We start from the raw sequence: 15,839 nt of genomic DNA, 5'->3' as shown, positions 1-15,839 counted from the left end.
GGGGAAGGGGGCTGGCGGGCATCTCGCACCGGGCCTGTCCCACGGCACCGGCGTCCTTCAGCTTCTGGAGCTGCGCTTGGTGGGTAGGGCCGAGCTGGTCCACGCCCGCGATGACCGCCCGCGTCAGCTCGCGCAGGTGGTCCACCGAGCCGAGCAGCAGGGACACCAGCGTCTCGCTCACCGACAGGCGCCGCTCTCGCAGCGCCTGCAGCAGGTCCTCCAGGCCGTGGACGTAGTCCGTCACCGACTGGAAGCCCATGGAGCCCGCGCTGCCCTTGAGGGTGTGGGCCACCCGGAAGAGCGCCTGGAGCCGCTCGTCGTCGGGGCACGCCTCCAGGGCGATGAGCTGCTCCTCCAGCGAGCAGAGCAGCTCCTCCGCCTCGTCCGAGAAGATGCCCAGCAGCATCTGCCACTCCGCGCCCAGGCCCGGCGGAGGTCCTCCAGAGCCCCCGCTCATGGACGGGCCTCGCGAGAGGAGGCGGACGTCGCCAGGGGCTGGAGTCCCAGGCCGGGGACCTCCACGAGACGGCGCTTCATGTGCAGGGGCATGCGGTACGCGTCAGCCAGCTTCCGGACACGACGCTCCGCTCGTGTGGCCGCGCCAGTGCGGACACGAGGGGGACGAGCGGGGACGTGGGGGAGTGTTACGAAACGAACACAAAGTATCGAAGTCTGAGAGGAATTACAATCCCTCAGCCCTTTTCCGGTTCGTCTGGATAAAACGGTCAAAAGGGACTGCCAGAGGGTTGTCTTCAACCCTGGCCGGGTGGCTTCCCACTCGGGGCTCACCTGCATGTCTGCTCGAAACAGACGGGAGCCACACCGAGCGGATGTATCGCCAATCAATAACAGATGTCATTGATTGGCGACAGGGATTGCGAGACTTCGGGTGAGACACCGGCCGGGGGCCCGGCCGGACGTCAGGTCCCCTCGCGCAGGTCCGCGAGCCGGCCCTTGGTACCGGGCAGGCACTGGGGCGGCATCTTCGAATAGATGTGCTGCACCGTCTCGGACAGCGTCTCGTGCACGTCGCGCGCGCGGAAGCCCAGCTCGGCCTCGGCCTTGGAGGCGTCCAGCCAGAACCAGTGCTCGCCGATGTCCACTTCCTGCGGGTCCAGCACGGGCTTCGTGCCGCGCACCTTGGCCCAGCGCTCCAGGAGCTTGCTGCCGAGCACGTTGACCTGCGAGGGCAGGCGCAGCTTGGGCGCGGGCACGCCGCTGATGCGCTCCAGGCGCTTGAAGAAGTCCGTCATGGACATGTTCACGCCCATGAGGTGGCGGCCGTACACCTCGCCCCGGGTGAGGGCGTTGACGAAGGCGTCCGCCACGTCGCGCGCGTCCACGAAGGAGATGCCGCCGCCCGGCATGGCCGGAATCTCCTGGTTGAGGAACTTCACCACCGTCCAGGTGGAGGACAGCCGGTCATCCCCCGGCCCCATCAGCAGGCTGGGGTTGAGCACCACGAGGGGGATGGCGTGCTTGCGGCAGTACTCCAGCGCCAGCTTCTCCTCGTAGATTTTGGACAGGTAGTACGGCCAGCGGCCCACCACCGTAATCGGGTAGTCGTCCTCCTCGGTGCCGACGCGCTCCTCCTTGGACACCGCGATGGTGCCGGAGGTGGAGGCCAGCACCACGCGCTTCACGCCGGCCTCGCGCACGTCGCGCAAGAGCTCGCGGGTGCTGTCCACGTGCAGCTCGAACATCTTCCGCGCGTCCTTCGGCTGGAAGGAGACGAGCCCCGCGAGATGGTAGACGGCCTCCACGCCCTCCAGCGCGCGGCGCACCGCGTCCCTGTCTTTCAGGTCACCGGGGACGTACTCCGTGTTCGCGTACGGCGCGCCCGTGGGCTTCGAGCGGCCGATGAGCCGCACCTGATGCCCGGCCGCCACCAGCCTCGGCACCAGGTGCGTGCCGAGGAATCCCGTGCCTCCCGTCACCAGCAGCTTCACGAGTCCTGCCCTCCGGAAGAGGTCCGGGCGGGCAGTCCCGCCTGGGCCGCGGCCGAATCAGTGAGGTCGAGCACGCGGCCATCCTTGAGTGCCCGCATCGCGTCCTCGGCGATGCGGGTGACGTAGCGGTAGCCCTCCGAGCGCGCCATGCCCTGCACGCGCGAGCGCAGCGCCTCGTGGCGCAGCGCCGGGCCGATGTTCACCTTCAGGTCCTTCAGCTTCGGAATCACGCTGCCCTTGGGCAGCGCGTCGAAGGCGCCGTGGATGTAGAGCGGCAGCACGTCCACGTTGAAGGTGAGCGCCAGGTAGCCCAGCGTGGAGTAGAACTCCTGCATCTCGCCCGTTGTGGAGCGCGTCCCCTCCGGGAAGATGAGCACGTTGAAGCCCTGGCGCAGCGCCTCGCCCGCCATGCGCAGCGACTCGCGCAGCGAGCCCTGCCGCTCAATCGGCACCAGGTTGGTGAAGTTCTCGAACCAGGCGCGCTTGAGGGGCGTGTTGAAGAAGTAATCGCGGGCGGCCAGGGACACGAGCCGCTCGCCCTGGTCTCCCAGCGCCACGCGCACCAGGCCCGCGTCCAGGTGGCTGGAGTGGTTGGCGATGACGAGGAAGTTGCGGTTCTGCGGGATGAAGGGCTTGCCCGTCACCTTCACGTCGAACACGCCGCCGTAGAGCACCTTCTGCCCGAAGGACAAAAGCTGCCGGCCCACGTCCGCCACCACCTCGGGGACGGGAATCTCCACCTCCTCGTCGCGCTTGTTCTCCTGGGAGATGTCCTTCGCGCGCGTGTCCACGGAGGGGCGCTTGCCGGAGGCCACCACCACCTTGCGCAGGTCCTCCACCGTCTGCACCTGCGTCAGGTCCTCAACGGCGGGCAGGGGCACGCCGGCGCCCTCCAGCGCGGAGGACAGCTCGGTGAGCATCAGCGAGTCGAAGCCCAAGTCACCCGTGAGGTGCGCCTCGGGGCGCACGTCGGCCAGCGGCCGGTGGCACACCTCGGCGATGAGCGGGTAGAGCCAGTCGCCCACGCCGCCGGTGCCGGCGCTGGCCACCTTCTCGCGCGCCTTGGTGGCGCTGGCGGCCATGCGCTCCAGCCGCTGCAGCTCCTCCACCACCTGCTTGCGCTTGACGCTGCGCTTGGCGGTGCGGGGCAGCTCGCCGTCCCACAGGCGCAGCACCTTCACGCGCCGGTAGAAGGGCATGCCCGCGCTCACCTTGCGGAAGTGCTCCTCCACCTCGCGGCGCACCTCCTCGCGCGGACGGTCGCCGTAGTCCGGCACGCACAGGCACGCCACCTTCTCGCCGCCGGCCTCGTCGGGCAGGCCGACGATGGACAGCTCCTTGATGTGCGCGTGGTCCTGGTACAGCTCTTCCAGCTCGTCCGGGTAGATGTTCTTCCCGTTGTGGTCGATGATGACGTCCTTGGCGCGGCCGACGAGGTACAGCCGGCCTTCCGCGTCCAGGCGTCCCAGGTCGCCGGTGTGGAGCCACCCCTCCTTGAGCACCGCGTCCGTGGCCTCGCGGTCCCCGAAGTAGCCGGGCATGACGTTGGGGCCGCGGGCGAGCACCTCGCCCAGCCCGTCGTTGTCCGGGTTGAGGATGCGCAGCTCGATGCCGGGCAGCGGCCGGCCCACGGTGCTGGGCAGGCGCTTGTTGCCGGGCTCCGTCACCGACAGCACCGGCGCGGCCTCCGTCAGGCCGTAGCCCTCGGTGATGTTGAAGCCCAGCTCGTGGAAGGCCTTGTGCACCTCGTCCGGCAGCGCCGAGCCGCCCGACACGAGCACCTTGATGCGCCCGCCGAACTTGCGGTGCACCGGCCAGAACAAGAGCTTGCCCAGGTTGACGTTGCCCCGGTTGCGCAGCTCGCCGTGCGTGGCCATCAGCGCCTTCAGCGCCTGCTCGATGAACGGCGGCTTGCTGGCGAACTCCTGCGTAATCTTGCGGTGCAAGAGCTGCCACAGCGCCGGCACGCCCACCATGGCGGTGATGCGGCCCGTCTCGAACACCTCGCCCAGCCGGTCCGACGTCAGCTCGTCGATGTACGTGATTTCCGCCCCGCGCCAGAACGGGGTGAGGAAGCCGGCGGAGAACTCGAAGGTGTGGTGCAGCGGCAGCACGGACAGCACGCCGTCGCCCGCGCCGATGTCGAACACGCCGGCCAGCTTCGCCACCAGCGAGGCGAAGTTGCGGTGCGTGAGCATCACGCCCTTGGGCGTGCCGGTGGTGCCGGAGGTGAAGATGACGCTGGCCACGTCGTCCGCGGACGCGGACTTCCTCACGGGGCCGATGCGGTCCGGGTGCGCCGGGTCGCCCGTCATCGCCTGCGCGAGGCTCACCACCGTGACGCCCTCACCCAGCGCGGAGAACAGGCCGGGGAAGTCGTTGGCCGCGTCCTCGGACACGAGGCACGCCTTGGCTTCCGCGCGCCGGGAGATGTTGAGCACCTCCGCCTCGCTGAGGCCCGGGTCCACCGGCACGGCCGTGGCGCCCGCGCGCAGGATGCCGAAGTAGCACATGCCCCACTCGGGCCGGTTCTCCGACACCAGCAGCACCCGGTCGCCCGGCTTGATGCCGGCGCGGATGAGGAAGCTGCCCACGCGCGAGGCATAGCGGTGCACCTCGCCGAAGGTGAAGCGCTCCTCCTTCTCGCCGGACACCATGCGGAAGGCCACCCGGTGCCGGTACGCATGCACCGTGGCCTCCAGCAGCTCCAAGAGGTCGCGGTGCGCGGGGATGACGGTGCGCTTCTCGCGCTCCTCCTCCAGGCCGGGGAACACCCACTTCTCCAGGCCCGGCAGGTGCGTCTCCATGAAGTAGGCGCGCCAGTCGATGTTCTCCGGGTCCCACGGCACCTTCATCCGGTCCGCGTGCGCCATGCGCGTGTAGACGGAGCGCGTGTTGTCGCAGCGGAAGACGTACCGGTTCTCGTAGAGGAAGGGGAGGAACAGGTCCGTGAGCGCGATGAGGCCCTCGTTCTGCTCCACCACGTCGTCCAGGGACACCTTGGCCTTGTCCAGCATGGCCTGGACGGACGGGGCGCCCCACGCGGGCCGCACCTCGTCGATGGCCTTCTTCAGGAACTTCGCGCCGCGCACCAGCATGGGCGCGCTGAACAGCTCGAACTCCTTCTTGCTGACGGGCTGCGGCTCCAGGCGCGAGCGCAGCGAGTTCATCAGCGAGTTGCCCGTCTCGCGGTTGCGGTAGTACCGCCGCCGGTACAGGCCGACGAGCTCCACGGAGCGGCTGGCGTAGAACGGATTCACGTCACCGGACGCCAGCTGGTAGACGCGCCGCTCCTCCACCTCGATGGAGTGCGCGGTGATGCCGATGGTGGCGCCCGCCACCTGGTCCACCGGGATGATGTCCAGGATGGTGCTCTCGCCGGCGGGGATGCCGCCAGGGCCCTTGATGCCCGCGAAGGCCAGCGGCGCGGAGGTGGTGAAACCCTCGTTCCACCCGGGGAAGGGGTAGTGCCGCGCGCTCTCCACGATGGAGGGGCGGACGATGGCGTAGCGCAGCCCCGGCGTGCCGGCGATGACCTGCTCGCCCAGGGACTTGGTGTACGTGTACGTGTTGGGCCAGCCCCAGTGCGCGGCGCGCTCCATGCCGGCCTTCACCAGCTCACCGCTCAGCCACAGCTTGCGCTCGCGGCCCACGGCGAGCCGCAGCGTCTTCTCGTCGTTGACGTCGCGGCCTTCCTCGGCGAGCCGGTCCAACGCCTTCTTGCGGAAGGTGGACGTCAGGGCCCGGTCATCCGCCTGCTCGCGCAGCCGCGCGACGATGCGCTCGGCGTCCTTCAGCTCCTGCTCCAGGCTGAAGTCGCGCCCGTCCAGCTCGTCCTTCTTGGGGAAGTAGCCGCGCACCTCCTCGTCCTCGAAGACGAGCCCGTGGCGGTTGCCCGCCACGAAGGCGGTGGACATGTGGATGAGCGGCACGCCCCAGCGCAGCGCCAACTCCACCGCGTACTTCACGCCGTGGGTGTTGACGTTGAGACCCACCTCCAGCGACGGGTTGAAGGACACCAGACCCGCGCAGTTGATGAAGGCGTGCACCTTGCCGGTGAGCTCGGCGACCTGCGACTCCTCCAGGCCCACCCACGGGTCGGTGATGTCGCCGTCCAGCACGTGGCACTTCTTCTGGATGAACTCCAGCGCGCCCTCGTCGCCGTAGGTGTCGCGCAGCGGCTGGAAGGGCTCGCTGGTGGCCACCTTGTCGAAGAAGCGCCGCTCGGCGGAGGCCGCGCTGCCCTTGCGGACGAGCACGTACACCTTGTCCAGCTCCTGCCCGTACCGGTGCAGCAGCATGGACAGCGTCACCTTGCCCACGAAGCCGGTGGAGCCCGCGAACAGCAGGCGCTTGCCGGTGAAGACGCGAGAGACGTTCAGCTCGGGAAGCTGTCCCTGTTCCATGATGCCCGGCCTCACTTCACGTCCACCATCACCGTGGGGGCAATCCGCAGCAGGCTGATGGTCGCCGAGCGGCCCATGAAGCCGCGCGCCTCTTCAATCGCCTCGGTGAGGGTGTCCGTGCGGTCCCACCCCATGAGGGCGGGGACGTGGTTGTTCTCCGCGCCCGCGACGATGACCTTGCCCACGTGCTGGCGGCCGTTCTCGCCCCAGTACCACATGTAGAAGGGGTGAACGCCGTGGTAGGCGTTGCCCTTGCGGTACAGGTGCACGTAGCTGGGGTTCTCCGCGAACTCCTTCTCGTACTTGTGCTCCAGCTTCATGGAGTCGCGCGTCTCCGGCAGCAGCCGGTTGAAGAACTCGATGTAGCTGGGGTGGTGCTCGGGGTCGAACTCGTCGTAGGCCGGGTGCAGCAGAATCAGCACGCCGCCCTTCTTCACCAGCGGCACGCCGCGGTTGAGGTTGTAGAAGTAGCCCAGCCCCATCACCTGCACGAGCAGCGGGTTGAGGATGGAGTTGACGCTGTAGGGCGAGATGAACGGGATGGGGAAGATGACGATGTCGCTCTGTCCCTCCACCGGCACCACGTACTGCTTCCAGCTCGTCTCCAGCGTCTTCTGGTGCGCGGGCTCCGTGGCCCCGGCGTACACGCCGGTGACTTCATAAGGGGCCGGAACCGCGCTGAGCACCTTGCGCGCCGCCGCGCGCGGCATCTTGGACAGCGCGTAGCGCATGGCCTGGAACTTCAGCCGGTCGCCTTCCGTGTAGTCCTCTTCCTTCTTGGCGAGGAAGTCCACGGGGCCGCCGAACATGCGGTTGTTCAGCGAGGTCTCGATGTGGAAGACCTTCAGGTGCTTGTCGATGTTGCGGCCGATGCGCTCGTTGCTGCGGTACAGCGCGCTGGCCTTCGGCTCCATGTAGGAGTCCGACTCGCGGATGGTCTTCGGGTTGTGGTGGTGGCGCAGCGACGCGTAGTTGGACACGCCGGTGCCCATGGACTTGTGCCCGCCGTTCATGGGCACGAAGTTCACATTCACGTAGACGATGAGGTCGCTCTCCGCCACGCGGCGGTTCACGGACACCTCTTCCCCGTGCGACGTGCGCTCCAGGGCGACGATGCCGTCCGGGTCTTCCGCGTCGTGGTTGTAGTAACGGTCCGGGTAGAACTCGTCGAAGATCTTCTGCCCCACCATGCGCCGCATCTCGCCTTCCGTCATGCGGCGGTGCAGGGCGTTGGCGATGACGAGGTGGATGTCGTCCACGCCGCTGTCGGCGGCCAGCTCCAGCACCACCTCGAGGATGGACTGGCGCACGTCCGGCGTCACCATGGGCGGCAAGGGCACGCTGATGTCGTCGATGACGCACGTCAGGCGCATTCCCGGCTTGAGCAGGGCGTGCAGCGGCTCCATGCCCTCCGGGTGGTTGATGGCCCAGCGGATGGCGGCCTTGACGTTGGGCACGCCCGCCATGGGCGGGCGCGGGAAGATGACGCGCGTGCCCACGGGCAGGTCTTCCTGCAGGAAGCCCTCGCCGTAGAAGAGCGCCCGCGGGGGGCTGCCCTTCTCGGTGATGACCACCTGGCTTTCCTCGTCGTACAGCTTCTGGAGCGTCTTGAGCGGGCGCATGGAGAGTAGGGGGCCTTACTTGAGGTCCAGGATGGGCCAGTTGTAGGCGCGCGCGATGGAGCGCAGGCGCAGGTCCGGGTTCACCGCGGTGGGACGACCCACCACCGCGAGCATGGCGTAGTCAGAAGCGCTGTCGGAGTAACCGTGGCACTTGTCCAGGGCCAGGTTCTCCTTCACGCAGTAGGCGCGGATGGCGTTGGCCTTGTTCGCGCCCTCGATGATGGGCGGAATCACCTTGCCGGTGGCCTTGCCGCCCACGAACTGCATCTTGTTGGCGATGAGGTCATCGGCGCCCAGGTGGCGGGCCAGCGGGCGCATGGTGAAGTCCAGTGCTCCGGTGACGAGCACCACCTTGCAGCCGCTACGACGCGCCTGGTCGATGAGGTCCTGGGACTGCTCGAAGAGGGCCGGCTGCAGCACGTCCTCGAACATGTCCTCGGCGATGGTGACGAGCCGGTCCTCGGACAACCCCGCGTAGTAGCGGTAGAAGAACTCGTTGAACGTCTTGCGGTCGAGCGCGTCCATGACACCGAAGAGCGGCACGCTGACGGCGGTGCTCAGCGTCCTCCCCGCGATGCCCAGGACCGAGCCGCGGTTCATCGCGTAGTACGCGTAGACGTGGACGACGTTCGTCTTCACGAGCGTCCCGTCGACATCGAAAAAGGCGGCTTTCTGGGGGGGCATGTGGCAGCCGGGTTCCTGACACTGCTGGGGGGGTAAGGTCAACGACGCTGGTGCCCTACAACCATCCCTGCTGGCGGTACCACTCCGCGCTGCGGCGGATGGAGTCCTCCAGCCCACGCCGGGGGTGAAAGCCCAGCAGCCGCTCGGCCTTCGCGCCGGAGCACGTCCAGGCGGGGGCCAGGAGCTGCCGCGCCAGCTTCCGGTTCAGGGGCAGCTTGCGCCCCGTCACCCGGCTCACCCCGTCCGCCGCGGACGCCAGGGCCGTGAGCACCCGGGGGGACAGGCGCACCGTGCGCGGGTGCAGCCCCAGGGCCTGGGCCCCCATGTCCTGGACCTGCTCCAGGGTGAGGGGGGCGCCCGGGCCCGCGCAGAAGAAGGCCTCGCCGGGGGCCTGGGGGTGCTCGGCCTGTAGCAGCATGAGGTCCACCACGTCCTCCACGTCCACCAGCGTCAACGGGCGGGGGCCCCCGGCCAGCTCCAGCCGGATGCCGCGCTGGGCCAGCTTGAAGAAGGTGAGGTTCTCCCTATCCCACGGGCCGATGATGCGCGGCGGCCGCGTCACCGTCACCGGCAGCCGGTCCGCGTAGGAGAAGGCGATGCGCTCCGCCTCCGCCTTGCTCTCGCCGTACCACTCGTGGGGGTGGAAGGGGTCCTCCTCCACGTGGGGCCGGGTGGGAGTGGACGGCCCCATGGCCGCCAGCGAGCCCGCCAGCACCAGCCTCGGGCGGTGTCCGGCGGCCACCATGGCGTCACAGAGGTGACGCGTGCCCTCGGCGTTGACGCGCATGAAGTCCTCGCGCGTCGCGCCGCGTCGCACGCCCGCCAGGTGGAAGACGACGTCCTGGCCCGCCACCGCGGGGCGCAGCGAGGCGGGCTGCGTCACGTCTCCGTCCACCCGGGTATGGGGGACTCCCGCCAACCCCGAGGCGTCTCCGCCAGGGCGTAGGAGGCACGTCACGGCGTCTCCGCGCGCGGCCAGGGCCTTCGCCAGCCAGACTCCCAGGAAGCCGCCGGCACCGGTGATGAGGGCTCTCATGAGGGCTTTCATCCAAAAAAACACACCACGTCCGCAAGGAGAATCCCGAGCGGATGTCGGCTTCCCGCCCCGAGGGGCGAAGCACTCGGGGGCCGGTTTGTCGGGCTCCGGACGCGTTTCCAAGCATATTCCCCGAGGAGAAACGCGCTCCGGAGCCGATTTTTCGGGCTCCGGACGCGTCGCGGACGGCTTGCTCCCGAGGGAAGAGCGTGCTCCGGAGCCGGATTTTCGGGCCCGAAACGCGTTCCGGGACGCGTTCTCCGAGGGAAAAACGCATCAGAGGGCTGTTTTTCGGGCTTGGGCGTGCTACTTCTGCCTCATCGGCTCCCGCTTTTCCCAAGCAAAGCCGTATAACGTCCCCTTCGGAGGGGAGGAGACTCAAGACGAATGGCCGCCAAGAAAGCCGCTGCGAAGAAGGCTCCCGCCGCCAAGAAGACCGCCGGCGCGAAGCGCAAGCCGAACGCGTCGTTCATGAAGGAGATGACGCCGTCTCCCGCGCTCGCGGAGATCGTCGGTAACAAGCCGCTGCCCCGTACCGAGGTCGTCAAGAAGCTCTGGGCCTACATCAAGAAGCAGGGCCTCCAGGACGCCAAGAACAAGCGGCAGATCAACGCCGACGACAAGCTCAAGCCCATCTTTGGTGGCAAGAAGAACGTCACCATGTTCGAGATGACGGCGCTGGTGAACAAGCAGCTGAGCTGAAGTCGCGCCGGGGACACCCGGCTGACACACCTGGGGGCTCGCCGTGTCACGCGGCGGGCCCTCCGCTTTTTCAGGGGGCCGCGAGCGGCCCCGTGGAGCGTTGGATAGAGGGCGGACGGCCGTCTGCGCTCTGGCGGACTGAAGCCAGAACACCTACCTCTGGGCAGCATGCTGCTCGACGGGTTGGAAGATGAGGGAACCGCCTCTCCAGGAGGGACGGGGGGCGCCACCATGACTGTCACGGCCGAGGCCCTGGCCGAGGGCCTCTATGCGCGCGTGAAGGGGGACCTGGTCTCCCGGCCCCGCACGCCGCTGTCCACGTACCGGATACAGCTCCACAAGGGCTTCAACTTCCAGCAGGCGCGCGAAATCGTCCCCTACCTGGCCCGCCTGGGGGTGAGCGACCTGTACGCCTCGCCCTATCTCAAGGCCACCCCGGGCAGCACCCACGGGTACGACTGCACGGACCACCAGCAGCTCAACCCCGAGGTGGGCTCGGCGGAGGACCATGCGGCCTTGTGCGCCGCCCTGCGCGAGCAGGGGATGGGGCAGCTGCTCGACGTGGTGCCCAACCACATGGGCATCGAGCGGGACAACCGGCTCTGGTTCGACGTGCTGGAGAACGGCCCGTCCTCCCTGTACGCCAAGTTCTTCGACATCGACTGGGCGCCCGTGAAGGAGGAGCTGCGGGACAAGGTCCTGCTGCCCATCCTGGGAGACCAGTACGGCATCGTCCTCGAGCGGGGCGAATTGAAGCTCTCCTTCAAGGAGGGCTCCTTCTACCTCCATTACTACGACCACCTCCTGCCGGTGGCGCCCCGCCAGTACGCGCGCATCCTCCGGCACGGGCTGGAGCGGCTGGAGGCGCGGCTCGGCGCCGAGCACCCCTGCATGGTGGAGCTCTTGTCCATCCTCACCGCGATTGAGCACCTGCCGGCCCGCACGGAGGTGGAGCGCGCCAAGGTCATCGAGCGCCACCGCGAGAAGGAGGTCATCAAGCGCCGCCTCGGCGCCGTGGTGGCCGCCAGCCCGGAGCTGGGGGCCTACATCGAGGAGAACCTGCGCGTCTTCAACGGCGAGCCCGGCAACCCGCGCTCGTTCGACCTCTTGGACGCGGTGCTGTCCTCGAGCAGCTACCGCCTGGCCCACTGGCGCGTGGCGGGTGAGGAAATCAACTACCGCCGCTTCTTCGACATCAACGGCCTGGCCGCCATCCGCGAGGAGGACCCGGATGTCTTCCAGGAGGCACACGCCACCATCTTCCGCTGGCTGCGCGAGGGCTGCGTCACCGGGCTGCGCATCGACCACCCGGACGGCCTGTTCGACCCCACCGCCTACTTCCTGGACCTGCAGGAGCACTACTTCATGGAGCGCGCCCGCGCCCTGTTCCTGGCGGAGCACGGCGAGGGCGACACCCGCTGGCCCGGGGTGGAGACGGCGCTGAAGGCGCGCTGGCGCGCGGAGGTGACGGAGCAGCCGGACAGCCCGCTGCGCAAGGCGCTGTACGTGGTGGTGGAGAAGATTCAGGGCGGGCGCGAGCGCATTCCGGAAGCGTGGGCCGTGCACGGCACCACCGGCTACCGGTTCGCCAACGCGGTCAGCGGCATCTTCGTGCAGACGGACGCGGAGGACTCCCTGTCGGAGACGTACGAGCGCTTCGTGGGCGAGAAGGCCGACTTCGCGGAGCTCGTCTACCAGAAGAAGCTGCTCATCATGCGCGTGTCCATGGCCAGCGAAATCAACGTGCTGGCGCATGAGCTCAACCGCATCTCGGAGATGAACCGGCGCACGCGCGACTTCACGCTCAACGCGCTCCGGCGCGCGCTGGTGGAGTTCATCGCCCTGTTCCCCGTCTACCGCACCTACGTGGACGGCTGGCGCCCGGAGCTGGACGCGCGCGACGTGCAGTACATCGAGTGGACGATTCAGCGCGCCAAGGAGCGCAACGCCACCACCAACGCCTCCATCTTCGACTTCCTGCGCGACATCCTCCTGCGCCGCTACCCGGAGCACACGAACGAGCGCGAGCGCGCCGTCATGCTGCGCTTCGCCATGAAGCTGCAGCAGGTGACGGGCCCCGTCATGGCCAAGGGCCTGGAGGACACCGTCTTCTATGTCTACAACCGGCTGGTGAGCCTCAACGAGGTGGGCGGCGAGCCGGAGCGCTTCGGCGTGCGCGCCACCACCTTCCACCTGCGCAACCAGGAGCGCGCGGAGCACTGGCCGGCCAGCCAGCTCACCTCCAGCACCCACGACACCAAGCGCAGCGAGGACGTGCGCGCGCGCCTCAACGTGCTCACCGAGGTGCCCGAGGAGTGGCGCAAGCGGGTGAAGAAGTGGGCCCGCCTCACGGAGAAGCTGGTGACGGACCTGCCCTCCGGCCCGGCCCCCAGCCCCAACGACGTCTACCTCTTCTTCCAGACGGTGGTGGGCGCCTGGCCCATGGGCCCGTCCCACACCCCGGAGGAGCGGACGGAGTTCCAGCGCCGCGTGCGCGAGTACATGGGCAAGGCCATCAAGGAGGCCAAGGTCCGCACCTCGTGGACCAACCCGGACAGCGCCTATGACGACGCGGTGGCCCGCTTCGTGGACGCCTGCTTCGACCCGGAGAAGGGCGGCGCCTTCCTGGAGGACGTGCGGGAGTTCAAGGGCCACATCGAGCGCGCGGGTCAGCACAACGCCCTGGGGCAGTTGCTCATGAAGCTCGCCTCGCCCGGCGTGGCGGACACCTACCAGGGCTGCGAGCTGTGGGATTTGTCCCTGGTGGACCCGGACAACCGGCGCCCGGTGGACTTCGCCCTGCGCGCGCGCCTCCTGGACGAGCTGGACCGCGACGCCGCCAAGGACCGGCCGGGGCTGTGCTCGAGGCTGACGGCGAACCTGGATGACGGCCGGGCGAAGCTCTACGTGCTCGCCGAGGCGCTGCGGCTGCGCCAGCGCCGGCAGGACCTCTTCCGCTCCGGCGGCTACCGGGCCCTGGACTTGTCCGGCCCCCGCGCCAGCGCGGCCGTGGCCTTCGCGCGCGAGCAGGGCGACACCGTCATCGTGGCCTGCGCACCGCGTTACACCTGGTCCGCCCTGGAATCCCCGGAAGGCCTGTCCGGTGCGTACGGAAGCACGTTCCTCGACCTCCCGGAGGCATATGCGGGCATGATGTTCCGCGATGTCTTCACCGGGCGCCAGGTGCGGCCGGAGCGTGGACCGGGCGGCGTGGTGCTGCCCCTCGGACCGCTCCTGGCGGAGTTCCCGGTGGTGCTGTTGGAGAGGAGCACGGGATGAGGAGGGCCGAGGTGCTTCCAGGGAGGCCGTACCCCCTGGGCGCCACGTATGACGGGAACGGGGTCAACTTCGCTGTCTTCAGCGAGCACGCCAAGAAGGTGGAGGTGTGCCTCTTCGACCCCAACGACACCTCCAAGGAGACCCGTCGGTTCCCCCTGCTGGAGACGACCCACCACGTCTTCCACGGCTACCTGCCAGGGCTCCAGCCGGGGACGCTCTACGGCCTGCGCGTGCACGGCCCGCATGAGCCGAAGAAGGGCCTGCGCTTCAACCCGCACAAGCTGCTGGTGGACCCGTACGCCCGCGCCATCCACGGCAAGGTGGACTACAAGGGCCCCATCTACGGCTACCCGGCGCCCGCCACGGGCAAGGACGAGGACCTCATCCTCGACACCCGGGACGACGCCGCGTCCGTGCCCAAGGCGGTGGTGCTGACGGACACCTTCGACTGGGAGGGAGACCGCGCGCCCGGCATCCCCTGGCACGAGACGGTCTTCTACGAGCTGCACGTCAAGGGCTTCACGAAGCTCCACCCGCGCATCCCCGAGCACCTGCGCGGCACCTACGCGGGGCTGGCGCACCCGGCCAGCATCGAGCACCTCAAGAAGGTGGGCGTCACCGCGGTGGACCTCCTGCCCATCCACCACATCGCCGACGAGCCCTTCCTCATCCAGCGCGGGCTGGTGAACTACTGGGGCTACAACACGCTGGGCTACTTCGCGCCGGACGCGCGCTACAGCGCCTCGGGCTCGCGCGGCGAGCAGGTGGACGAGTTCAAGGGCATGGTGAAGCTGCTCCACCGCGCCGGCATCGAGGTCATCCTCGACGTCGTCTACAACCACACCTGCGAGGGCAACCACCTGGGGCCCACGCTGTCCTTCAAGGGCCTGGACAACGGCGCCTACTACCGCATCAACGAGAAGGACCCGCGCTACTACATGGACTTCACCGGGTGCGGCAACTCGTGGAACGCCACGCACCCGTACGCGCTGAAGCTCGTGGTCGACTCCCTCCGCTATTGGGTGGAGGTCATGCACGTGGACGGGTTCCGCTTCGACCTGGCCACCACGCTGGGCCGGGACAGGCACGGCTACGACACGCGCGCGGCCTTCTTCCAAATCATCCACCAGGACCCGGTGCTCAGCCGGGTGAAGCTCATCGCCGAGCCCTGGGACGTGGGCGACTTCGGCTACCAGGTGGGCAACTTCCCGGTGCTGTGGAGCGAGTGGAACGGCAAGTACCGCGACACCATCCGCCGCTACTGGAAGGGGGATGACCGGCAGGCGGCGGAGATTGGCTACCGGCTCACCGGCAGCTCGGACCTGTATTCGCTGTCCGGCCGCAAGCCCACCGCGAGCGTGAACTTCGTCACCGCGCACGACGGCTTCACGCTGCACGACCTCGTCACCTACAACGACAAGCACAACGAGGCCAACGGCGAGGAGAACCGGGACGGCCATAACGACAACCACTCCTGGAACTGCGGGGTGGAGGGCGAGACGGCGGACCCGAAAATCAACACCCTGCGCGAGCAGCAGAAGCGCAACTTCCTCGCCACGCTCTTCCTGTCCCAGGGCGTGCCCATGCTGGTGGCCGGCGACGAGATGGGCCGCACCCAGCGCGGCAACAACAACGCCTACTGCCAGGACAACGAGCTGTCCTGGGTGAACTGGGAGCTGAACGACACCCAGCGTGCGCTGCTGGAGTTCACCAGCCGCATGACCAAGCTGCGGCGCGAGCAGCCGGTGCTGCACAAGCGGCGCTTCTTCCGCGGCGCCCACATGTGGGACAGCGAGCTGAAGGACCTCGCGTGGTTCCGGCCGGACGGCAAGGAGATGAAGAAGGACGACTGGGAGAAGCCCTATGTGCGCTCCCTGGGCTTCCTCCTGGGCGGAGACGCCATCGCCACGCCGGACGACGAGGGCAACCGCATCGTCGGGGACACGCTCCTGGTGCTGATGAACGCGCACCACGAGCCCATCACCTTCCTCCTGCCCGCGATTGAGTGGGGCGCGGACTGGGAGCTGGTGGTGGACACGGCGGCGGCGGGGGAGTCCCAGCGCACGCACACGCCGGCGGGTGGGAAGGTGCAGGTGGCCGGGCGCTCCCTGGTGGTGCTGCGCCGGCCGGCCACGGAGTAGGGTGGCGGGGTGGGTGTAGG

9 protein-coding genes are annotated in these 15,839 nt (G+C 68.5%); 3 read left to right on the top strand and 6 right to left on the bottom strand.

The window, feature by feature from the left end; genetic code table 11:
- From HG543_RS40350 to HG543_RS40325, 6 genes are all read right to left on the bottom strand, one after another.
- The coding region (locus HG543_RS40350) for an Hpt domain-containing protein (RefSeq protein ID WP_211194488.1) at nucleotides 1–457 on the bottom strand (457 nt) is incomplete at its 3' end.
- 463 nt (nucleotides 458–920) lie between these two features.
- A complete protein-coding gene (locus tag HG543_RS40345) occupies nucleotides 921–1,949 on the bottom strand; it encodes an NAD-dependent epimerase/dehydratase family protein (protein WP_169350254.1) in 1,029 nt (342 codons plus the stop codon).
- Entirely contained in the window at nucleotides 1,946–6,355 is a 4,410-nt protein-coding gene (locus HG543_RS40340) for an AMP-binding protein (protein WP_169350253.1), read from the bottom strand. Before HG543_RS40340 ends, HG543_RS40345 begins: the two co-directional genes overlap by 4 nt.
- 11 nt (nucleotides 6,356–6,366) lie before the next feature.
- Nucleotides 6,367–7,977 carry an NPN-dependent hydroxyacid isomerase, LarAH14/15/16 family gene (larAH, locus tag HG543_RS40335; protein ID WP_169350252.1) on the bottom strand — a complete coding sequence of 537 codons (1,611 nt, stop codon included), beginning with the start codon at nucleotides 7,975–7,977 and terminating at the stop codon, nucleotides 6,367–6,369.
- A 15-nt stretch (nucleotides 7,978–7,992) separates the two neighbouring features.
- A complete protein-coding gene (locus tag HG543_RS40330; protein WP_169350251.1) occupies nucleotides 7,993–8,661 on the bottom strand; it encodes an HAD family hydrolase in 669 nt (222 codons plus the stop codon).
- A gap of 55 nt (nucleotides 8,662–8,716) precedes the next feature.
- The gene (locus HG543_RS40325; protein WP_169350250.1) at nucleotides 8,717–9,697 is read right to left on the bottom strand and encodes an NAD-dependent epimerase/dehydratase family protein; all 981 of its coding nucleotides are present in this window, start codon (nucleotides 9,695–9,697) and stop codon (nucleotides 8,717–8,719) included.
- 387 nt (nucleotides 9,698–10,084) lie between these two features.
- Here HG543_RS40325 and HG543_RS40320 point away from each other — a divergent pair, with 387 nt between their 5' ends.
- From HG543_RS40320 to glgX, 3 genes are all read left to right on the top strand, one after another.
- Nucleotides 10,085–10,399, top strand: a complete 315-nt coding sequence (locus HG543_RS40320) for an SWIB/MDM2 domain-containing protein (protein ID WP_169350249.1) — start codon at nucleotides 10,085–10,087, stop codon at nucleotides 10,397–10,399.
- A 168-nt stretch (nucleotides 10,400–10,567) separates the two neighbouring features.
- On the top strand, nucleotides 10,568–13,678 hold the full coding sequence (gene treY / locus HG543_RS40315) for a malto-oligosyltrehalose synthase (protein WP_169350248.1): 3,111 nt from the start codon (nucleotides 10,568–10,570) through the stop codon (nucleotides 13,676–13,678).
- Complete coding sequence (gene glgX, locus HG543_RS40310) at nucleotides 13,675–15,819, top strand: glycogen debranching protein GlgX (protein ID WP_169350247.1); 2,145 nt, start codon at nucleotides 13,675–13,677, stop codon at nucleotides 15,817–15,819. The genes treY and glgX overlap by 4 nt, the downstream gene beginning before the upstream one ends.
- Nucleotides 15,820–15,839 lie beyond the last annotated feature (20 nt).

It is taken from the genome of Pyxidicoccus fallax (assembly GCF_012933655.1).
Taxonomy (GTDB): Bacteria; Myxococcota; Myxococcia; order Myxococcales; family Myxococcaceae; genus Myxococcus; species Myxococcus fallax.
This window is presented reverse-complemented; position numbering and strand designations above follow the sequence as displayed.

What these genes read in the sequence shown, in the direction of transcription:
- HG543_RS40340 (WP_169350253.1), bottom strand. Translation starts at nt 6,355, where the DNA reads ATGGAACAGGGACAGCTTCCCGAGCTGAACGTCTCTCGCGTCTTCACC.
- larAH (WP_169350252.1), bottom strand. Translation starts at nt 7,977, where the DNA reads ATGCGCCCGCTCAAGACGCTCCAGAAGCTGTACGACGAGGAAAGCCAG.
- HG543_RS40330 (WP_169350251.1), bottom strand. Translation starts at nt 8,661, where the DNA reads ATGCCCCCCCAGAAAGCCGCCTTTTTCGATGTCGACGGGACGCTCGTG.
- HG543_RS40325 (WP_169350250.1), bottom strand. Translation starts at nt 9,697, where the DNA reads ATGAGAGCCCTCATCACCGGTGCCGGCGGCTTCCTGGGAGTCTGGCTG.
- HG543_RS40320 (WP_169350249.1), top strand. Translation starts at nt 10,085, where the DNA reads ATGGCCGCCAAGAAAGCCGCTGCGAAGAAGGCTCCCGCCGCCAAGAAG.
- treY (WP_169350248.1), top strand. Translation starts at nt 10,568, where the DNA reads ATGCTGCTCGACGGGTTGGAAGATGAGGGAACCGCCTCTCCAGGAGGG.
- glgX (WP_169350247.1), top strand. Translation starts at nt 13,675, where the DNA reads ATGAGGAGGGCCGAGGTGCTTCCAGGGAGGCCGTACCCCCTGGGCGCC.